Genomic DNA, 18,586 nt, shown 5'->3' on the forward strand with positions numbered 1-18,586 from the left:
CTGCACGCGCAATGGCCGAGACTGCATAAAGATCAGCGCGATGAAGTGGCAAAGGACCTCTGGAGTGACCAGCGGTGGCAACAGAGTGAACCAGAAACAGCGGTGGTCGAATGGTTGCGCCAAGGCATTCCTGTGCCAATCGGGAGTGAGCGGCAGTGAAGCACACCACCTATTCCCAAACACCAGATTTCAAGCACCCTTGGAGTCTTCCATATGCATTGCCGGGACGTCGAGTTTTCGTGGCGATTTGGAACTGGATGTAATGGACAGGCCGGGGCTGGGCTGGGCTGGGCTGGGCGCAGCGTACAGTCACGGCATACCTAGAAGTTCATGGAGGAATGTCAATGAAGTGGCTACACCCCCAACAAGAACACCGCAAACTTGCGGGACATCGTCGGCACCAACACGGGCACTTCAGTGTTTTGGAAGCGAGTACGCGAAGATTGCAGCCAATCGAGAAAGCCTCAGTCGGCAGCGCTGCAACCCGTGTTCCCCGCAGGCTCACTTAGCCCATATGATCGCCCGGGACAAAATTCACTGTCAGTAATCAAAATAGGATCAATTTATGAAAATCGCGTTCATCGTAAAAGTTTCAATGCTGGTTTGCACTGCCGTACTAGCTGCATCTGGCTGGGCGCAACAGGTCAAGGTGGAGGGCTTAACTTTCAAGATTGGTGACGACGTCACCACCGTCAAGACAGGGTTGCATACAAATCTTGATCCAGAACCGATGGAGAGTTCACTGCCTACCTCGATTTCCAATCCGAATAGCGGCAAGACGTTTATTCACCTACGAACAAAAGGAATTTGGGCCTTCTTCAACAAGAAAGAGATCGTTGAATCGATCCGATTTGATGCACCATATGCTGGTTCTATTGCTGGAGTAAAACTGGGTGACTCAGAAAAAACAGTACGAACCGTCATGGGAAAGCCAATTAAGACACCATGGGGGTTTGGCGCAAACCAGGCCTTTCTGTATGCTCTTGACGACACCGCCTACATCCGCTTCGACATCAATGAAGCCGAGGGTGTTCAGACAATCTTCATTAATAAGTAAATCCAGTTTTGAATTAATGACGGCTCGGTTATGCATCAATCGCAACACCGCCAACGGCTCGACACGTAGTTGTAATGTGACAATCTTGGCGAAACGTGACGAGCGAAGACGAGCCTAAGTCATTGATAAATAAGGGTGTTACCCCCTTTTAATTCGTTTGTCGTGGGTTCGACCCCCGCACATCCCAGCAATTAGCCCGCATGGGCATTGAAAAGCCTGCTACTTAATTGTTAGCAGGCTTTTTTGTTTGTGCTCTATCTGCTGCGTGTAGCCACCGTGTGGCCACCCGTCTAATTTTTGTCCGTTAAGCTTGCACCATGAACAAGGGTGGCTCCGTCTGTTGGGAAACCCAATCCTATGAACCAGCCGCAGCAGCAACACCAAGACCCTGAGCCAAACACAGCCACCGAACCCGGGAGCGTGTTGCCGGCCCGTGGCTCGGCCAGTGAGGTGTTCCTCGCCTTCCTGAAGCTTGGCCTGACTTCGTTCGGAGGTCCGGTGGCACACCTGGGCTACTTCCGCACAGAGTTTGTCGACCGGCGAAAGTGGCTGGACGACAAAAGCTACTCCGACTTGGTGGCCTTGTGTCAGTTTCTTCCGGGACCCGCCAGCAGCCAGGTCGGAATCGCCCTCGGGCTCGGCCGTGCTGGGTGGCTTGGCGCCCTTGGCGCATGGGCGGGATTCACGCTGCCGTCGGCCATTGCGCTCATTCTTTTTGCCTTCGGTGTCACACAGTGGGCCGGCCTTTCCCAGTCAGGGGCAGTCCATGGCCTGAAAGTGGTCGCGGTCGCGGTGGTCGCGCAGGCTGTTTGGGGCATGGCCAAGTCGCTGTGCCCAGACCGCATCAGAGCGGGAGTCGCCGTTGGAGCAGCACTGCTGGTTCTTGCGAGCCCGTCGGCCGTCGGACAAATCCTGGCCATCGTCGCCGGTGGTGTTATAGGTCGATGGGCGCTGCAGCTTGGGCACCTTCCTCCAACTCGTCATCGCGACTATGGCGTCAGCAAGACCACGGGGGCTGTCCTGCTGCTGCTGTTCGGTCTCTTGCTGATCTTGCTCCCGGCACTGGCCGGCACAGTCCAGTCTCCCATCACGTCAGCGGTTTCAACCTTCTACCGGGCGGGCGCACTGGTGTTCGGTGGTGGACATGTCGTGCTGCCCCTTCTCCAGGCTGGCGTTGTGCCCAATGGGTTGGTCAGCAACGACTTGTTCCTTGCTGGATACGGAGCTGCACAGGCTGTTCCAGGGCCGCTGTTCACCTTCGCGGCCTATCTCGGGGCCGTGATGACCCCTCCGCTGGGCGGCTGGTTGGGTGGCTTGGGCCTACTCATCGCCATCTTCGTTCCCGCGTTCTTGTTGGTCGTCGGCGCTTTGCCGTTCTGGGAGGCGCTGCGTCAACGCGACGCCGTGCAGCGAGCGATGGCCGGCGTCAACGCCGCTGTAGTCGGTGTGCTTGGGGCTGCACTGTACGACCCGGTATGGACAAGCGCCATTCACTCCCGAGGAGATTTTGGGCTCGCGTTGGCGGCGTTCGGCTTGCTGGTCTATGGGCGTCAATCACCTGTGCTGGTCGTGGCCTTTGCTGCGGCAGCAGGCTGGCTACTCGCCCTTTGACGGATTTTCTGACAAACCTATGGCAGCTGCGGGCTCACGTGGCCGCCATGCCAGCACAAGGCGCCAGCCTGCGCATGTTTGTAGTTCCAACGCAAAACGCGTAGCATGTGCAGAGTTAAATTGATTAACTCTTAGGAGCATTGTGATGAGCAACCATGTCTACAAGCTGCTTGAACTGACCGGTTCCTCCAGCGTCAGTATTGAAGATGCTGTGAGCGCCGCCATCGCCAAGGCGCATGAGACGGTGCGAAACATCCAGTGGTTCAGCATCACCGAGACCCGGGGCCATGTGGTCGATGGCAAGGTGGCGCACTGGCAGGTTTCCCTGAAGATCGGATTCACGCTCGAATAAGCGCCAACCCAACAACTCGGAGATGTGCCATGTACAAACGAATCTTGCTGGCTTATGACGGCTCTGCCCCGGGGCAGCAGGCCCTGCTCGATTGCAATGAAATCGCGCAGTGGAGCCATTCTGAGTTAACACTGATTGCCGTGATGCCGCTGGCCCTGACCGTCATCGGTCCCGAGAGCGGCGTCTACGACGAGTCGCTTCAGGCAGGCGAGAAAGGCCGCTATCAGGCGATTCTCGACACCGGTGTGCGCAAGCTGGCCGATGCCGGGATGACCGCGCGCGGCGAAGTGGTGATCGGGGATGCGGTGACTGAGATTGCGCGTTGCGCCCGTCGGATCGACGCCAACCTGATCGTTGTCGGTCACAAGCATCTGGAGGGCTGGGCAGCGCGCTGGTGGCGCGGTTCCATCTCCAAGGCACTGATTGAGCACGCACCCTGCAGCGTGCTGGTGGTTATCACGCATTGAAGGCGCCTTGGCACCATTCGCCCCTTGCTGGTGTCGGGAGGATCGCGTGGTGTCGGCGCGGTCAGGCGAGCCCCAGCGCGTGGAAAACACGAACGGCGGCATAGGCATCGTTGGCGGCGTACACCAGTTGGGCCTGGCTCAGGCTAGGCAAGGCCCAGTTGGACGTGGTCGCCTTCTTCGACTTGATGAAACGCTGGTTGAACAGCACCGCCACTGCCCCTTTGACACCCATGTCCTTGCGGTAGCCGCGCTGGCGAAACACGGTGTTGAGCTCCAGCATGCCCACCACCTCCACGCCCAGCTTGGACTGGATACGCTTGCGATCGTCGCCCAGGCCAAAGCCGGCCTTGGTGAAACCCGGCAGGGCCAGCAGGTGTGCCACCACGGCGCGGCACGCCGGGTCGTGCAACTGAAACACCCAGGCCTGGTCCAGCGTGGCCAACTGCACGATGTGCGGGCCATCGGACACCTGGTCCTTGAAAAACGTGGGTTTGGATTCGGTATCGAAGCCCCAGACCGTGGCGGCGCTGAGTTCCGCATGCGCCTCGTGCGCCTGTGCGGCGGTGGTCACGAGCGCAATGCGGCTGGGCTCCAGGCGGTCGAATTCTGGCAGCAAGGCAATCTGCTCTTTGCTGGGGGTGGCGTGTTGGGTGTGCATGGGGGATGTGAAGGCGCGGGGGTGCCAGCTTAACGCCTTGCCGCTTCCGCACCAATATACTACATTTTTTATAGCTATATATCCAGTATTGACGGGGGCTAGAGGCCAATTTTGTGCCAACAATCTGTTAGCCGGCGGCAACGTGGACGCCAGCGGGCACGAGGACTACTCAAGCAGGCCAAAGACAATAGGGGCGCCATGCTCCACAAGGCACTGGGGACCTTGCACCGGCAGTGCGTCATCCTGGCTTGCATACACTTGAATGAGCCATCAACCCTATTTTGCGGATAATCACCCCATGACTTCAACATTAAACGCTGATCCGGCCGAACTGGCCAAGTTTTCTGATCTTGCCCACCGCTGGTGGGATTTGGAGGGTGAGTTTCGCCCCTTGCATCAAATCAATCCCCTGCGCCTGGAGTGGATTAACCATCTTTGTCCGGTCGCGGGCCAACAGGTTCTTGATGTGGGCTGCGGCGGCGGCATCCTGGCAGACTCGATGGCGCGACTGGGCGCCCAGGTGACCGGGATTGATCTGGCCAGCAAAGCGCTCAGAGTGGCGCAGTTGCACGCCCTTGAAGCGCAAACCCCCAACTTGCAGTACCAGGAAATCAGCGTTGAAGCCTTGGCAGCACAGCAACCCGGCAGCTTTGATGTCGTCACTTGCATGGAGATGCTGGAACATGTGCCCGATCCGGCCTCGGTGGTTCGGGCCTGCGCCACGCTGGTCAAGCCCGGTGGCTGGGTCTTTTTTTCCACGCTGAACCGCAGCCCCAAGTCCTTTGTTCTGGCCATTGTGGGTGCCGAGTACGTGCTCAACCTTCTGCCGCGCGGAACCCACGAATACGCCAAGATGATTCGACCCAGCGAGTTGGCAAGTTACTGCCGATCGGTGGAACTTGACCTGCGCCACACGCGGGGTATGCAATACAACCCGCTGACCCGGCGCTACTGGATGAGCGACGACACCAGCGTGAACTATCTTTTTGCCACCCAGAAATCCAACGCCGCCATCCTGTGACTGGCACTCCCGACATGTTTGCCGGTATACAGGCGGTACTGTTTGACCTGGATGGCACTTTGATTGACAGTGCGCCGGATTTGGGTGCTGCTGCCGACAAAATGCGTGTCGTTCGCGGCCTGCCTTCGTTGCCGATGGCGCACTATCGCCCAATGGCTGGCGCCGGTGCCAGGGGAATGATTGAGGTTGCATTGGGGCTGACCCCGGAGCACGCGAATTTTGACGTTTTGCGTGAAGAGTTTTTCACCAATTACGAACAATGCATGACGGAGCAGACCTATGCCTTTGACGGCGTGCACGAATTGATCAGTTGCTTGCTGGCGCGCGGTCTGCCGTGGGGGATTGTCACCAATAAATCCAAGCGATTCACCGATCCCCTGATGCGCAGCATGCCGCTGTTTGAATCGGCCAGGGTTGTGATCAGTGGCGACACCACGCCCCATGCAAAGCCCCATCCGGAACCGCTGTTCACAGCGGCCCGGCAACTTGCCATTGAGCCGGCGCATTGCCTGTATGTTGGCGATGATGAACGTGATATTGTGGCGGGACGGGCCGCTGGCATGGGAACGGTCGCCGCCACCTACGGTTATCTTGGCCAAAAAGCCGATCCGCTCCAGTGGGGCGCGCACGCCATCATCGATTTTCCGGCCGACCTCTTGCAATTGCTGCAAAAGGCCTAAAATAGCGTTCCTGGGGCTGCACTGGTTTCGACGTGGGTACGGAATCGCTGTGGTGCATGTCGAGCTGAATGCGCTCGTAAAACAGATTCAAAAAAAACTAACTGCAAACGACGAACGTTTCGCACTCGCTGCTTAAACACCAGTGAGCCTTACAACAGCAGGCCGATGGGCTGGGCAAGGGGTCTCTAGCGCAAGTTAAGGATTCCAGGCTGTAAGGTCATTCACATCGGCTGGCGCTGAACCGGGTACCTTGGTTTGGAGCAAGACAATAGGGTACTGGCGACTGTGAAAGCGTGTGGCTGCGCGTTCACAAGGGCGAGACTCAAATCAGACCACTAAACATGTAGATCTGCTCGAAGATGGCTTGCGGACGCGGGTTCAAATCCCGCCAGCTCCACCATATCCCCTGACGAAGGCCGCTAACGACATACAGTTAGCGGCTTTTTTCATTGTGAAATCAACAACTTATAATGCAGCGGCGTACAAAGGCTGGCATTGACAGCTACACCAAAGCGGGGGAACAATAGGGGGAATAGGCGGGGGTAAACTGGCTTTTTTGGGTAAATGTTCCCCCGTTTGCCAATGAAAATCCTCTGTTCCCCCACTCGCTGACTGGAGTTGTTCCCCCATGCTGACCGATGCCGAATGCAAAAACGCTACCTGCCCACCAGATAAGGCGCGGGCGCGGCTGGCCTGTTCCGGCGGGCTGTATCTTGAAATAAGCCCTGCGGGATCGAAACGGTGGTTTTATAAGTACCGCAAGCACGGCAAAGAGGGCCGCATGGCGCTGGGCAGTTATCCCACCGTGGGGCCAAAGAAGGCACGCGAGGCACGGGACGCGGCAAAGTCGCAAAAATCAGACGGCGCTGATCCCGTACAGGCACGCAGGGTTGAAAAGCTGAAAGCCGCGCGACCCGGCGGCGACACATTCAAAGCCGTGGCACTGGAGTGGTACGGCAAACAGTCCCCCCAATGGAGCACAAGCCATGCCGAACGCTCCTTACGACAATTCGAGCGTGACCTGTTCCCGTATATCGGTGCCCGGCCCATGGCAGAAATTCACCCCATGGAGCTACTGGCAGCCCTGCAAAAAGTAGAGGAACGCGGCGCGATTGAAACGGCAGACCGGGTTTTGATGCTGGCGCGGCAGGTATGGGACTACTGGCTACCCACTGCGACCGTGCAGCAACGCAACATCACGGAGGGGCTGAAAGGCCGTTTGACACCGTACCGGGGCAAAACCTTTGCGGCCATCCTTGACCCGGTGCGCATGGGTGGCTTGATGCGGGCAATCAAAGGATACAAAGGCGGGCCGATTGTGCGCACGGCCTTGCAGCTAACCCCCTTCCTGTATCAACGACCGGGCAACCTCCGCATGATGGAATGGGCAGAGCTTGATTTAGAGGCAGCACTGTGGACCATCCCCAGCATGAAAATGAAACGCACCAAGCTGGAAAAGGAACAAGGCGAAGCCCACGTTGTGCCATTGCCCACGCAGGCCGTGGCCCTACTGCGCAGCATTCACCCACTCACGGGGCATGGGCGCTATGTGTTCCCCGGTGAACGCAGCCACGACCGGCCCCTTTCTGATAATTCGGTGCGTAGTGCCTTGTATGCGCTGGGTTTCGGAAAAGAACAGAGCTGGCACGGTTTCCGGGCAAGCGCACGCACCATGCTGGTTGACGAATTGAACATTGATTTCAACGTCATTGAAGCCAACCTAGCCCACGCGGTGAAGGATGCCAATGGACGCAGCTACAACCGCACGCAGTATGTGAAACAACGGTTCGAAATGATCCAGCAATGGGCGGACTACCTGGACAAGCTGGCTGCGGGCGCGGACGTGATCCAATTCAAAGCGGCATAACAGTTTTAAGGCACGCCTAGCTATCGGTTGATCCCCGATGGTGAAAACCGGGACACCGTTGATCCGGCGGTGCTGGCTTTCTTATCAGTCATCTCAATCTTGACCCAGGGGAAACATTCAATGGTGGATAAATTTGTCTATACCGAAACCGATGACGATGGTCAAAAAAAAAGGGCACAAAATGTATTCAATTGCTTTCTAGACGACGCATACGACATACCGGTTGATGAAGGAATGAGCGTTGCTCAATACATGCTCAAAGTCCATGAAGTGGAGCAAAAAGTCATAAGAGATAACCTAGACCACGAATCCATCTTCCACTTTATGAATCTCATTCTTAAACATGGAACATCAGTTACAGCGTCAATAAAAGCGGGAAAACGGCATAGCGCATCACGCGCCAACAAGGCAAAAGTGTTCTATTGGTGTGATGACAATATGCATCTGCACGATTCCATGGATGATGCGGCGTGGGATATTGCCGAGACATTTGTGCCGGAGAAATTTCGCGCAGTGCGCGATTGGATGACTGAGTGGAAAAAATTACGGTCTGCCAGCACACCGTAACCCCTGCCAGTACACCCTACGGCGAGCCAGCAAACAGGATTCACATCGCGTTCCGGAAGACTGAGACTGCCCCCAATTGGCAATACCTGCCAATGCAGCATAGGGGCTTTCAATGTCAATTCTCAGATTACGCGCTGTCCTGGCGGAAACCGGCCACCGCAGCCACGCCAGCATTTACAGCGCTGTCCACGCGGGTACTTTCACCATGCCAGTGCAGATCGGTGAACGCTCTGTGGGTTGGCCGTCCGATGAAGTGCAGGCCATCAATGCGGCGCGGATTGCAGGCAAGTCGGATGCCGATATTCGGGCGCTGGTAGATCAACTCCACGCGGCACGGTGCGCAAACACTGGCGAACCATTCAAGCCGACGTGGCTGGAAAAAAGCGCAGAGCAAAAGCAACAGGCCGCACATCGGACAAAGCGCACCAAACGTGCCGCCCCAGCCAGGGTTTGCAAGACCGAAGCAAATCATGGGTAAATTCCTACGCGAAAACCTGCCCGATCCGATCAGCTATTTTGAATCCGAAGGGCTGAAACTCCAGGGCCGCGGCATATGGCGCACCACTGCGTGCAGTTTCCACGGCGGCAGTGATTCCATGCGCGTCAACACACATACAGGGGCATTCGTCTGCATGGCTGCCTGCGGTGCTCGTGGTGGCGATGTGTTGGCGTATCACATGGCTACGCATGGCCTTGACTTCGTGACCGCAGCGTCGGCCTTGGGTGCAATGCAAGACGACGGCAAGCCAAACAAACCACACCGTCCCAAGCCACTGCCCGCAACGGCGGCACTTCACCTGCTGGCCTTCGAGTCGAACTTCGTCGCCTTCGCCGCTGGCAGTCTGGCTCACGGCGTCATTTTCACTGACCAGGACCGCGCCCGACTGTATGTCGCCGCCCGGCGCATTTCACAAGTTGAGGAGATGTTCGCATGAATGACCGCGCAAACTGGAATGAAAAGCTGGATGCAGAAGCCGGTATCGAGCCACAAGAAATCATCTGGCCCGCACCGCAGGAAATCAAAATCGACCTGCCCCTTGCGCCAGCCTTTGACGCGAAGACCTTGTTACCCCCAACGCTGGCCGACTTTGTGTTGGACGAGGCCGACCGGATGCCGTGTTCGCCGGACTACATCGCGGCGGCGCTGATCGTCTGCCTGGGCTCGGTCATTGGTGCGCGCTGCGGTATCAAGCCCAAGCGCCGCGACGACTGGATCGTGACCCCGAACCTGTTTGGCGGCATTGTGGGTGATCCGTCGTCCAAGAAGTCTCCCGCCCTGGGGGCTGTGACGCGCTTTCTTGATCGCCTGGAGGCCAAGGAGGCCGAAAAGCTGGCGGATGCCAAGAAGATATTTGCATCCGAGATCGCGGCGTTTGAGGCGAATCAAGCGGCGGTGAAGGCCAGCATGAAAAGTGCCGCAGGTGGCAAAGGTGACAAGGAAAAGATGATGGCGGCCATGGCTGACCATCAAGGGTTACAGCCACCGGAAGAACCCCACGAGCGGCGCTACAAATCAAATGATTCGACTGTAGAAAAGTTGGGTGACTTGCTGGTGCACAACCCGCAGGGCATATTGGTGTTCCGTGATGAGTTGATCGGTCTGCTGGCGTCCTGGGAAAAAGAAGGCCGCGAGGGTGACAAGGCTTTCTATTTGGAGGGCTGGAACGGTACTGCCAGTTTCAATATTGACCGCATCGCCCGAGGCAGTTTGCGTATTGAAAACTTGTGCCTGTCGGTGTTCGGCGGCATCCAACCTGAGTTACTGGAACACTACCTTGCGGGCATATCAACATCGCTTGATAACGATGGCCGCATCCAGCGGTTTCAGGTGATGGTGTACCCCAACGCCGTCGCATGGGAATGGCGCGACCGTTACCCGGTCAAGGGCGCACGCGAGGCGGTGCGTGATCTGTTCGACCGGCTGGCCGTGTTTGACCCCGTGCAGGACGGTGCGGCACCCAATGACGACTTTGTGAAGCTGCCGCATTTCTGCTTTGACGACGCGGCGCAGGACATCTTTATCGAGTGGTGCACCGAGCTGCACACCGTGCATATCGCCAATGAGCAAAACCCGATGATGGTGCAGCACTTTGGAAAGTTTGAAAAGTTGTTCTGTTCCATCGCTTTGATTTTGCATTTGGCAGAGGGGTTGATTGGCCCCGTACAGGCCCGCAACGCATTGCGGGCCGCCGCGTGGTGCAAATATCTCACCGGCCACGCCCGTCGCGTCTATGGACTGGTTGAGGCCGCCAAAATCACCACGGCACGTATGGTCAGCCGCCGACTGGCAGAGGGCAAGCTCGATGATGGTTTCACCGTCCGTGATGTGGTGCGCAAGCAATGGACCGGCGTCACCACCGCCATGCAGGCCGAAGCCGCCCTGGGCATCCTGGAGGAAAACGGCCACATTCAAAGTTCCGACCACATAATTCAGATGGGCCGTCCGACCGTCCGGTATCACATCAATCCGCAAGTTCGGAGGGCTACAGCATGACCAACTGGACCAACCGCGCAAAAGTTGCAATTTCAAAAATGGCGCAGGGAGGCGCTGACATAACTGACGAAACCACCCTTTTGTCAGTTTTGGCAGTACCGCCGGGGGCCGTTTATCACTTTCCTGATCGACTTTCGTCAGTTTCGTCAGTTTCGTCAGTAGGGGGGTGGGCCGTTTTTCAAAATCGCGCACTTGCTGCCGACTTGATCGAAGCCGCCATGAAAGTCTGCGACGGCCACGGTGATGGTGAAACTGCGCGCGCCCAGATGCGCCAGCAATGCATTGAGCTACCGCCGCACCTTCAGGCTGATCTGTTGCAGCACTTCCTGGGCAAACGCCCGGACAAGTTCATTTGAAAGACAGCATCATGACAAGCGACTTCACCGAAGATTTCAAAACCCTGCACGCCGCCGCCCTGACGCTCAGCACCAAGATGCTGGCTGCGCAGCACCCAGACCAACTTGATTTTCTTGAACATTGCACCAAGGCGGGCGCGAAGCTGCTGATCCAGATTGGCCCGTTGCCAGACTGTCGGCGGGTGGAATGGGTCATTTTGGAAAGGGAAGGCAATCGTTCGTTGTTTGCCAGTCTGGGAACAACAAGCGATTAACCTATTGTTTTTACTTGTTTCATAGTAAAAAACTATGTAAGATGCTTTTGCGGGCACGCGCCCGTAGCGGTTTAGTCCCTGAACACACCCCCAGCGGGACGTTGGCGCGGTGCAGAAGGTGTGGCAAGACCGGGTTCGATGCTAGTGCTCGCGGGATGTAAGTTACTACGAGAGGCGAACAAACCAGTTCAACCTTTTCTGAAAGGGGCACTACCATGTCCGACCAAATCCTCCTGGCGCTCAAAGGCGTCGAATCAAAACTTACCTCCTGTGACGTAGAGCAGCGCGTACTGGCTGACCGCCTCACGCAGCTTGAGCAAAAAGGTGTCCTGTTAACTGGCGAGGGCGTTACAAAAAACGGCTCCAGCCTGGGCGACCTGTTCCTTAAATCGTTTGACGCTAACCGTGAGTTGTTTGATAAGACTCGCTCTGTCCGTTTGGAACTCAAAGCCGCAGGCGATGCCATCACGACCAGTTCAGGCCGTACCATCATCAGCGGTGGCGTTGGTGCCCCTGGCAGTGGCGTGTTGGGCCTGCAAAACGCGCTACCCACTCGCCCCACCGGTGGGACGACGGCGGTTGAATACAGCCGCTACACGGGCCAAGAAGGCGCTGCTGCCCAGCAAGCCGCTGAAGGCGACGCCAAAGATGCGGTGAAGCCGACCCACAGTTTGATTACGCAAACCGGCCTGACGATTGCGGGCTACTCCAAGATGAGTCGCCAAGCCCTGACCGACAGTGCCGAGTTGAAGAGGTCGGTGGACATAACCTTGAGTCGCAGTGTCGGCACCGCGCTTGATGTGGCATTGGTGAACGGGGCCACTGGTTTTGCCGGTGGCTTTGAATCGCTTGCAACGGCTTACACATCGCTGGTTTACACCGCGCTGGTGGATGCCATTTCCGAAGGCGTGGCAACCATGCAGGCCGCAGGTTTTAACCCTGACGTGGTGGCAGTGGCCCCCGCCGATTGGTTGGCGGTTGTTGTTGCAAAAGGCACGGCCAATGACCACTATCTGAGCGGCAATTACTTGGGTGCAATGCCTAGCGAAATGAGGGGGTTGCGTGTGGTGTTGTCACCATCGGTTGACGCGGGCAAGGCGCTGCTGCTGGACTCGGCCCATTCTGAACTGCTTGTTGTCGATAACTTCAGCGTGCAAATCGGATATGAGAACGACGACTTCACGAAAAATCTCGTGTCGATTTTGGGCGAGATGCGCGTGATACCGGTGTTCCGGACTGTCGGCTCGGCCCGGTTAATAACTCCCAAAGCGTAATCGTGACCCTGCCGCTCGAAAATTTAGGTGCGGGAGTGGCAGGCTGGCCGAAAGGCACTGCACGCTGAGCGCAGCACAACAGCTTAGAGCCGGTGGGCGTCATCCCCGTCGTGACCGGCACCTTTTCAAGAGGCCAGGCAATGAACAAGCAAACCCTCCCGCCTTCGGTACGCCGCGCAATCAACCGCAAGGCGCATGAGCTTGCCCTGGTACAGGAACGGCGCATCAAGGCCGAACTGATCGCACAAGCCATTGCCTCCCAAGATTGCGTAGCGGCTGGTGATGACGGTCTGTGCGGGATGCGCCCGCTGACCGATGTAGAACTGGCTGCACTTTTCAAACCGTTTGATTTGAATGAACTGTTCAAACCGGGCGAGGATGCACTGTCCGACTTTCGGAAGCCGCATGACAAAACCGATTGACGGGAGGGCGGGTCCAAAGTCGAAGCGGTTTTGGCCTAGACCGGTCTGTACCACCCTCGTGCATGAAAAAACTCGAAAAAACGGCAGCCCTTTCACGCGCGTGAGGCGCGCGCTCGCGCAAGCAAACAATCTGGAGCGATCAAGTGCCTGCGGGCCGGGGCAGGTTCACTGATCGTCGGCTTGGCAGCGTTTGCGGGTATTCGCCAACGACAGCTTTCTGGATGTTGAATTTTGTAGATTGACTTGCTAGTCAACGGTCGTTCGTGACGATCAACAACGGGTCCCAAGTTGCCGTTCGGGTACCCGCCGCTAACGTTCAGGGAGCAGGTGGCGCAGGGGGAACGGAGGACACAGTAACTGCCGGTAAAACCGGGACCGAATTGGGTATGGCAGGCGAAAGAGGTGACGAAGTCACAATGGGTGAAGGCGAAGAAATCGCGATCGGCGCAAGTCCTGAAAACAGTCTTTGCGTTTTCTCTGGAAGGATATAGACCTCTTCCAAGAGGTGATCTACTACCGCCATCGCCAGGCCAAGTTGGGCCGGCGTGTGTGGGGCAGCTTCGTGAGCGGACAGGTTACCAAGGGTCCTGATCTGATGTAACACACTTGCACGCCCAGGGGTCAGTATGCCCAGGCTGACTAAGTCATCAATCTGCTTGAGCAAATTGTTCCCCTTCGCTGCTTTGTCCTTGCACAAAGTCTCAAGAATGGCCCGAACTCCAATTCCAGTCAGCACAGGTTGATCGGCTATCAGCGCAGAGGATGTTTCGTCGTATATGCGACGGAGCGTATCGGGCAAGAGCCAACGGTCCTCCCCAAGGCCCGAATACCCGTAAATGCGAGGCGGATAGAGCTTCTCTGTGGTTGTGTAGACCAATTCCTCTTCACCGTCTTCGTCGGTGTAGTGATCGAAGTCCTCAGAGTTGGATGATTCGGAGCGGTAGGAAATAGTCTTGCAGCCCATGCACTGCAAGATTTGATAGTCGGTCTGCCAATCCATGTGTCCATCGCCACCTGACAGGTTTGCGTTCGCGAGTATCTTGTGCGCTGTCGGGCCAACACACCGGGGGCACTGGACATTGATTTCCTTGTTGACATCTTTATTAAGATTGAGTTTGTCTGCGCGAGCCATTGATTTCTCCTCCTGAGAAGCAGCATATGTTACTGCCCGAATGCGTTCTTACGATCATCTTTTCAGCAACATCTACCGATTACGAGGACCAGCGTCGCCAATGTTAACTTTTGGCCGGGTGCGAGTGCTGAAATCATCGAAATCGGCGCCACATTGCCGACACCCAACCTGCCGATGTCAACGTCAGGAATGGAGCGACCAATTCGGAATGCTCTACAGCCGCTGACAGTCTTCAGCCGTCAGTCAGAACATGTCTTGACCATCAGCGAGCGCTGTCTGGCACCCTTGCCTTGCCCAGCATCGCAAAACGCGCCTGTGGGCCGTTCTGATGCGCCCCATCACCATGACACAGCGATGGGCTGGGTTTTTTTGTTGATTGAATAGGTTATGAGCACCATTGGCCCAATCGCATTTGAAATGCGGGTGGCGATGGCCCCGACATCCTGGCGTCACGTTCACTAAGGCTTGATAGTGACTCGCGGTTTGGCGCTTGATGCCGTTGTCGGTCAGGGCCTGCGCGTTGAGGGCAAGGTTCACTGAACGTTGGCTTCGTAATGAGAAGGTCGGGCGTTCGATTCATCTCTCCGGCACCAAATGCAAAGGCCCCTAGCTGTCATGGTTAGGGGCTTTTTCATATAACTAACGCGTAACTTGGGTTGATTATCAACCTAGAAAACCAAACCTCCAAATCAAGAACCTAGGACGGCAGGCGTCTTCAAGACCAAGAATTGCACGATCAGCAGCAGCAGATACGCGGTCGACGCAATTCCAACAAAAACAAGACCCATCAGTATTTGACGCTTCCAAAGTGCCAGTGCTGGGTTCTGAACCAGTGCCACTTCATTGGCCACGCCTTGATCACAACGAGCATTTACCAGCGCCGGTAGATCTTGATTGACTGATAACAATTCGAACCCCACGAACTCTCCAGGGGCAAGACTATCGAAAACGTAGGCAACACGACCATCTTCTTGAACTTTTTCGGTTTTGCTACGCAAAGGCCAAAAGTTCACACACATCGGTTTGAAGTTAAAGACTAGTTCTAAATTTGTCGCAGACTTTCGCCCAACGTTGTGCACAACCACTGACGCAGTCCGCGCAAGTTGCGACGGCGCAATAAGAACACCGGCCGCGTCAACCAAAGGTTGATTGATCAAAAACGTATGCGCGTGACGGACCCCCCGAATCAGCTTCGCATCACCACGTTGCGACCTGTTCAGAGCCCAGGTGATGACCGGCACAAGCAGCGAAACGATCTCTTTTGCGTATAGCTGGACAAATTCCACGAACCACTCCCTAAATCTTATTGACTGGCATTATGTCCTTGCGCTGTCAAACGGTCACCTCGAAGCAACCAGTCAAGGCGGGAAGCCGCAACCTGAAGCCCCTCTGGCGCGACAGGAGCATAGCGCTCCACCATCGACTGCGTCTTCCAGCCACCTAGGCGCTGTAACTCATGCGTTCGGGTGCCAGCCTCACGATGCCAAGTGGCAAAGGTGTGCCGCAGGTCATGCCACCGAAAATCTTGAATCCCAGCCCGACCATCAGCGAGCGCCGTCTGGCACCTTGCCCTGCCCTGCATCGGGAAATGCGCTTAGGGGCCGTTCTGGTGGGGGCGACCTCCATGACAGAGATGGGCGCGTCCGAGAGACGGGCACCGTAGCGAAACTGCAACAAGCTAAGAGAACGAAGACGGCACTTTTTCAGTTCAGAAGACGATCAAAAGATCGGCCGGTTATCTTTCGACTTTTTTGGATAGCAATAACAAGTCGGGGGAACAGCCGGGGGAACAAATCGTTTATTAAAAATCAAGAAGTCAGTATCCATGCGGGTTTCAAGCCATCATTCAATTGACGCCAGCCCACCATATCCCCTGACGAAGGCCGCTAACGACATACAGTTAGCGGCTTTTTTCTTTGGTAAATCAATCACTGACAGTACAACAACGATGCCGGTGAGAGTCATTAAGCTGAACTATTCGGTACCGTCAGCGTACTGGCGAAGCGCGCGGTAGGGTTGCGCCCTATCCCCCGTTGAGACGACCAGCACAAAACCCCGTACCCACCACACCACGGGCGCAGGTGCCGCCGGCGGGATCGCAGCACCCGCACGCCGCGCGAATGTGACATGGGGCTGATAGGGTCGGGTCTCGACCGCAAGATCAAGCCCGCGCAGCGCGTACCCAAGCCGCTCGTACAGCGCCCTTAAGGGCATGGGCACCTCTGTCGTGCCAAGTACCGCCAATCCGTGCGGCCAGAGCCTGGGCTGATCCAGAACCAACTCGAATGGCTGGAACGGCACATCTGCGCTGGCCAGGATGGCTGCCACACGATCGGCATCCACGTTGCCGATGAAATGCAGGGTGATATGCCAGTTTGCTGGCGCGGATTGCACACATCCAGCGGGCCAGGTCCATTGCCTGGCATGTGCGACCAGTTGCCCTTGAACATCCTCATCGGGCCAAAGCGCCAGAAAGAGGCGCTGGGTTCGGGTGATCAGGGGTTTGCCACGGTCCATGCTTGCGTTCCAATAGTCCAAGGAAACTGCAGTATCAGGCTACATCTTCTTCTTGATCACCAGATGGGTGGCATTGGATGAGGCTGCATGTTCGGCACATTGGTACCCAAGCGACAGCATGTTGAGATCGGCGAACAGGCGCTCGCCGGAGCCGAGCAGGATGGGCGCGACTGCAATGTGCATTTCGTCAACCAAGCCGGCACGCAGGTATTGCTGAATCGTCGCCACGCCCCCGCCAAGCCGAACATCGAGCCCGTTGGCCGCTTGTCTGGCACGCGCCAATGCGCTGAAAATGCCGTCGGTGACAAAGTGAAAAGTAGTACCGCCATCCATGGTGATCGACTCGCGGGGGTGGTGGGTCAATACAAACACCTGGGTGTGATACGGTGGATTGTCTCCCCACCAACCTTTCCAATTCATATCAGGCCATGGCCCGCGAATCGGTCCGAACATGTTCCGACCCATGATCCACGCGCCTATGTTCCGAAAACCACGGGCAGCAAATTCTTCGTCGGTGCCGGTTGTGCCGCCGTCATGTCCAAACAGGGTCCGAAACGTCTTGGTCGGCCATGCCCACTGGTGTAGTGCCGGCCCCCCAGCTCCGAGAGGATTCTCAAGATTCTGGTTCGGTCCTGCACCAAATCCGTCGATGGAAATGGTGAAACTCTCTACACGCAGCTTTGACATGGTCGTTCCCCTGGTAGAAATAGGGTTGCCTTTCCCTGTGGGGCGACACGCCCCCAGGCCCCTCAACGCAACTGCAGCTTCGGGGTCCCCGCCCCGGCCGTGATCTCGCCAATCTCGCAGGCCGCATCAAACCCATGCTGCCTGAAAATGGCCAGCACCGCGTCCACCGCCGCAGGGGCGCACGACACCAGCAGGCCTCCGCTGGTTTGCGGGTCGCTCAGGAGCGCTTGGTCAACCTCGGCAAAGCCGGTGGGCAAGGCAATCTCCTGCCCATAAGCGGTCCAGTTGCGCCCGGAAGCGCCGGTGACAATGCCCTGCAACGCCAGCTCACGCACACCGGCCAGCAGCGGCACCCGCGCCCAGTCGATTTGCACCGTGCAGTGTGCTCCGCGTGCAAGTTCCAACGCGTGGCCGGCCAGGCCAAAACCGGTGACGTCGGTCATGGCGTGCACGCCGCTGAGCGCGGCCAGTTCGGGGCCGGGGGTGTTCAACTGGGTCGTGACGGCGATCATCTGGGCGTAGCCGGGTCCATCCAGTTTTTCCTTTTTAAGCGCCGCCGACAAAATGCCCACGCCCAGCGGCTTGCCCAAAATCAGCCTGTCGCCCACTTGGGCATCGGCATTGCGCTTCACGCGGCTGGGGTGCACCAGACCGAGGGCCACCAAGCCGTAAATAGGCTCGACCGAGTCGATGGTGTGGCCACCGGCGATCGGGATACCGGCGGCACGACAGACCGAGGCGCCGCCTTCGAGGATTTTGGCGATGGTCTCGGTGGACAGCACGTTGATCGGCATGCCGACCAGGGCCAGCGCCAGAATCGGCTTGCCGCCCATGGCATAGACGTCGGAGATGGCGTTGGTGGCGGCGATGCGGCCAAAGTCAAACGGGTCGTCGACGATCGGCATGAAGAAGTCGGTGGTGGCGATCAGGGCCTGCTCGTCGTTAAGCCGGTAGACAGCTGCGTCATCGGCGGTCTCGATGCCCACCATCAGCTCCTTCGGGATCGGCATGGCGGTGATGCCCTTGAGGATTTCAGACAGGACACCAGGCGCAATCTTGCAGCCGCAGCCGCCGCCATGGGACAGGCTGGTGAGGCGCGGCTGCTTGGGTGGGGTGGTCGCAGGGCTTGGGGTGAGTGAGGTGGTCAAGTTTTTTTCCTGTTGAAGCTTC

General features: G+C 57.2%; 21 protein-coding genes, 1 other RNA gene and 1 pseudogene. 16 read left to right on the top strand and 7 right to left on the bottom strand.

What is annotated here, in order from left to right; genetic code table 11:
• Nucleotides 1-565: 565 nt before the first annotated feature.
• The 4 genes from RFER_RS14295 (at nucleotide 566) to RFER_RS14310 (ending at nucleotide 3,487) form a co-directional block, all read left to right on the top strand.
• Nucleotides 566-1,057, top strand: a complete 492-nt coding sequence (locus tag RFER_RS14295; RefSeq protein ID WP_011465101.1) for a hypothetical protein — start codon at nucleotides 566-568, stop codon at nucleotides 1,055-1,057.
• A gap of 357 nt (nucleotides 1,058-1,414) precedes the next feature.
• Nucleotides 1,415-2,668, top strand: a complete 1,254-nt coding sequence (gene chrA / locus RFER_RS14300; RefSeq protein ID WP_011465102.1) for a chromate efflux transporter — start codon at nucleotides 1,415-1,417, stop codon at nucleotides 2,666-2,668.
• A gap of 145 nt (nucleotides 2,669-2,813) precedes the next feature.
• Complete coding sequence (locus RFER_RS14305; RefSeq protein ID WP_011465103.1) at nucleotides 2,814-3,020, top strand: dodecin; 207 nt, start codon at nucleotides 2,814-2,816, stop codon at nucleotides 3,018-3,020.
• A 29-nt stretch (nucleotides 3,021-3,049) separates the two neighbouring features.
• Nucleotides 3,050-3,487 (top strand): universal stress protein, encoded by a 438-nt coding sequence (locus RFER_RS14310; protein WP_011465104.1) that lies wholly within the window; start codon nucleotides 3,050-3,052, stop codon nucleotides 3,485-3,487.
• Between the two features lie 61 nt (nucleotides 3,488-3,548).
• Here the strand turns inward: RFER_RS14310 and RFER_RS14315 are convergent, their stop codons facing one another.
• Nucleotides 3,549-4,145, bottom strand: a complete 597-nt coding sequence (locus RFER_RS14315; protein ID WP_011465105.1) for a 3'-5' exonuclease — start codon at nucleotides 4,143-4,145, stop codon at nucleotides 3,549-3,551.
• A 298-nt stretch (nucleotides 4,146-4,443) separates the two neighbouring features.
• Between RFER_RS14315 and ubiG the strand changes: the two genes are divergently transcribed.
• The 12 genes from ubiG (at nucleotide 4,444) to RFER_RS14365 (ending at nucleotide 13,080) form a co-directional block, all read left to right on the top strand.
• Complete coding sequence (gene ubiG / locus RFER_RS14320; protein ID WP_041790781.1) at nucleotides 4,444-5,166, top strand: bifunctional 2-polyprenyl-6-hydroxyphenol methylase/3-demethylubiquinol 3-O-methyltransferase UbiG; 723 nt, start codon at nucleotides 4,444-4,446, stop codon at nucleotides 5,164-5,166.
• A gap of 14 nt (nucleotides 5,167-5,180) precedes the next feature.
• Nucleotides 5,181-5,846 carry a phosphoglycolate phosphatase gene (gene gph, locus RFER_RS14325; protein ID WP_011465107.1) on the top strand — a complete coding sequence of 222 codons (666 nt, stop codon included), beginning with the start codon at nucleotides 5,181-5,183 and terminating at the stop codon, nucleotides 5,844-5,846.
• A gap of 12 nt (nucleotides 5,847-5,858) precedes the next feature.
• Nucleotides 5,859-6,246: a transfer-messenger RNA gene (ssrA, locus tag RFER_RS23525) on the top strand.
• A 228-nt stretch (nucleotides 6,247-6,474) separates the two neighbouring features.
• Entirely contained in the window at nucleotides 6,475-7,713 is a 1,239-nt protein-coding gene (locus RFER_RS14330; RefSeq protein ID WP_011465108.1) for a tyrosine-type recombinase/integrase, read from the top strand.
• A 120-nt stretch (nucleotides 7,714-7,833) separates the two neighbouring features.
• Nucleotides 7,834-8,280, top strand: a complete 447-nt coding sequence (locus RFER_RS14335; protein ID WP_166485729.1) for a hypothetical protein — start codon at nucleotides 7,834-7,836, stop codon at nucleotides 8,278-8,280.
• A gap of 112 nt (nucleotides 8,281-8,392) precedes the next feature.
• Nucleotides 8,393-8,758 (top strand): helix-turn-helix transcriptional regulator, encoded by a 366-nt coding sequence (locus tag RFER_RS23530; RefSeq protein WP_011465110.1) that lies wholly within the window; start codon nucleotides 8,393-8,395, stop codon nucleotides 8,756-8,758.
• The gene (locus tag RFER_RS14345; protein ID WP_011465111.1) at nucleotides 8,751-9,215 is read left to right on the top strand and encodes a CHC2 zinc finger domain-containing protein; all 465 of its coding nucleotides are present in this window, start codon (nucleotides 8,751-8,753) and stop codon (nucleotides 9,213-9,215) included. Before RFER_RS23530 ends, RFER_RS14345 begins: the two co-directional genes overlap by 8 nt.
• On the top strand, nucleotides 9,212-10,774 hold the full coding sequence (locus tag RFER_RS14350; RefSeq protein ID WP_011465112.1) for a YfjI family protein: 1,563 nt from the start codon (nucleotides 9,212-9,214) through the stop codon (nucleotides 10,772-10,774). Before RFER_RS14345 ends, RFER_RS14350 begins: the two co-directional genes overlap by 4 nt.
• Nucleotides 10,771-11,130 (top strand): hypothetical protein, encoded by a 360-nt coding sequence (locus tag RFER_RS24150; protein WP_011465113.1) that lies wholly within the window; start codon nucleotides 10,771-10,773, stop codon nucleotides 11,128-11,130. The genes RFER_RS14350 and RFER_RS24150 overlap by 4 nt, the downstream gene beginning before the upstream one ends.
• Complete coding sequence (locus RFER_RS14355; protein WP_041790785.1) at nucleotides 11,127-11,384, top strand: hypothetical protein; 258 nt, start codon at nucleotides 11,127-11,129, stop codon at nucleotides 11,382-11,384. The genes RFER_RS24150 and RFER_RS14355 overlap by 4 nt, the downstream gene beginning before the upstream one ends.
• A 215-nt stretch (nucleotides 11,385-11,599) precedes the next feature.
• Nucleotides 11,600-12,658 carry a phage major capsid protein gene (locus RFER_RS14360; RefSeq protein WP_011465115.1) on the top strand — a complete coding sequence of 353 codons (1,059 nt, stop codon included), beginning with the start codon at nucleotides 11,600-11,602 and terminating at the stop codon, nucleotides 12,656-12,658.
• Between the two features lie 140 nt (nucleotides 12,659-12,798).
• Entirely contained in the window at nucleotides 12,799-13,080 is a 282-nt protein-coding gene (locus tag RFER_RS14365) for a hypothetical protein (protein ID WP_011465116.1), read from the top strand.
• A gap of 316 nt (nucleotides 13,081-13,396) precedes the next feature.
• Here RFER_RS14365 and RFER_RS23050 read toward each other — a convergent pair whose 3' ends face one another.
• The 6 genes and pseudogenes from RFER_RS23050 to selD form a co-directional block, all read right to left on the bottom strand.
• Complete coding sequence (locus tag RFER_RS23050) at nucleotides 13,397-14,212, bottom strand: DUF4145 domain-containing protein (protein WP_011465117.1); 816 nt, start codon at nucleotides 14,210-14,212, stop codon at nucleotides 13,397-13,399.
• A gap of 689 nt (nucleotides 14,213-14,901) precedes the next feature.
• Nucleotides 14,902-15,498, bottom strand: a complete 597-nt coding sequence (locus tag RFER_RS14375) for a hypothetical protein (protein ID WP_011465118.1) — start codon at nucleotides 15,496-15,498, stop codon at nucleotides 14,902-14,904.
• A 17-nt stretch (nucleotides 15,499-15,515) separates the two neighbouring features.
• Nucleotides 15,516-15,752: pseudogene (locus RFER_RS23535) on the bottom strand (tyrosine-type recombinase/integrase); the annotation flags it as partial.
• 434 nt (nucleotides 15,753-16,186) lie between these two features.
• The gene (gene thpR / locus RFER_RS14380) at nucleotides 16,187-16,729 is read right to left on the bottom strand and encodes an RNA 2',3'-cyclic phosphodiesterase (RefSeq protein WP_011465119.1); all 543 of its coding nucleotides are present in this window, start codon (nucleotides 16,727-16,729) and stop codon (nucleotides 16,187-16,189) included.
• 39 nt (nucleotides 16,730-16,768) lie between these two features.
• A complete protein-coding gene (locus RFER_RS14385) occupies nucleotides 16,769-17,416 on the bottom strand; it encodes a dihydrofolate reductase family protein (RefSeq protein WP_011465120.1) in 648 nt (215 codons plus the stop codon).
• Between the two features lie 62 nt (nucleotides 17,417-17,478).
• The gene (selD, locus tag RFER_RS14390; protein WP_041792418.1) at nucleotides 17,479-18,564 is read right to left on the bottom strand and encodes a selenide, water dikinase SelD; all 1,086 of its coding nucleotides are present in this window, start codon (nucleotides 18,562-18,564) and stop codon (nucleotides 17,479-17,481) included.
• Nucleotides 18,565-18,586: the final 22 nt, after the last annotated feature.

Source organism: Rhodoferax ferrireducens T118 (genome assembly GCF_000013605.1).
Classification (GTDB): domain Bacteria; phylum Pseudomonadota; class Gammaproteobacteria; order Burkholderiales; family Burkholderiaceae_C; genus Rhodoferax; species Rhodoferax ferrireducens.

What these genes read in the sequence shown, in the direction of transcription:
- RFER_RS14295 (WP_011465101.1), top strand. Translation starts at nt 566, where the DNA reads ATGAAAATCGCGTTCATCGTAAAAGTTTCAATGCTGGTTTGCACTGCC.
- chrA (WP_011465102.1), top strand. Translation starts at nt 1,415, where the DNA reads ATGAACCAGCCGCAGCAGCAACACCAAGACCCTGAGCCAAACACAGCC.
- RFER_RS14305 (WP_011465103.1), top strand. Translation starts at nt 2,814, where the DNA reads ATGAGCAACCATGTCTACAAGCTGCTTGAACTGACCGGTTCCTCCAGC.
- RFER_RS14310 (WP_011465104.1), top strand. Translation starts at nt 3,050, where the DNA reads ATGTACAAACGAATCTTGCTGGCTTATGACGGCTCTGCCCCGGGGCAG.
- RFER_RS14315 (WP_011465105.1), bottom strand. Translation starts at nt 4,145, where the DNA reads ATGCACACCCAACACGCCACCCCCAGCAAAGAGCAGATTGCCTTGCTG.
- ubiG (WP_041790781.1), top strand. Translation starts at nt 4,444, where the DNA reads ATGACTTCAACATTAAACGCTGATCCGGCCGAACTGGCCAAGTTTTCT.
- gph (WP_011465107.1), top strand. Translation starts at nt 5,181, where the DNA reads ATGTTTGCCGGTATACAGGCGGTACTGTTTGACCTGGATGGCACTTTG.
- RFER_RS14330 (WP_011465108.1), top strand. Translation starts at nt 6,475, where the DNA reads ATGCTGACCGATGCCGAATGCAAAAACGCTACCTGCCCACCAGATAAG.
- RFER_RS14335 (WP_166485729.1), top strand. Translation starts at nt 7,834, where the DNA reads ATGGTGGATAAATTTGTCTATACCGAAACCGATGACGATGGTCAAAAA.
- RFER_RS23530 (WP_011465110.1), top strand. Translation starts at nt 8,393, where the DNA reads ATGTCAATTCTCAGATTACGCGCTGTCCTGGCGGAAACCGGCCACCGC.
- RFER_RS14345 (WP_011465111.1), top strand. Translation starts at nt 8,751, where the DNA reads ATGGGTAAATTCCTACGCGAAAACCTGCCCGATCCGATCAGCTATTTT.
- RFER_RS14350 (WP_011465112.1), top strand. Translation starts at nt 9,212, where the DNA reads ATGAATGACCGCGCAAACTGGAATGAAAAGCTGGATGCAGAAGCCGGT.
- RFER_RS24150 (WP_011465113.1), top strand. Translation starts at nt 10,771, where the DNA reads ATGACCAACTGGACCAACCGCGCAAAAGTTGCAATTTCAAAAATGGCG.
- RFER_RS14360 (WP_011465115.1), top strand. Translation starts at nt 11,600, where the DNA reads ATGTCCGACCAAATCCTCCTGGCGCTCAAAGGCGTCGAATCAAAACTT.
- RFER_RS14365 (WP_011465116.1), top strand. Translation starts at nt 12,799, where the DNA reads ATGAACAAGCAAACCCTCCCGCCTTCGGTACGCCGCGCAATCAACCGC.
- RFER_RS23050 (WP_011465117.1), bottom strand. Translation starts at nt 14,212, where the DNA reads ATGGCTCGCGCAGACAAACTCAATCTTAATAAAGATGTCAACAAGGAA.
- thpR (WP_011465119.1), bottom strand. Translation starts at nt 16,729, where the DNA reads ATGGACCGTGGCAAACCCCTGATCACCCGAACCCAGCGCCTCTTTCTG.
- RFER_RS14385 (WP_011465120.1), bottom strand. Translation starts at nt 17,416, where the DNA reads ATGTCAAAGCTGCGTGTAGAGAGTTTCACCATTTCCATCGACGGATTT.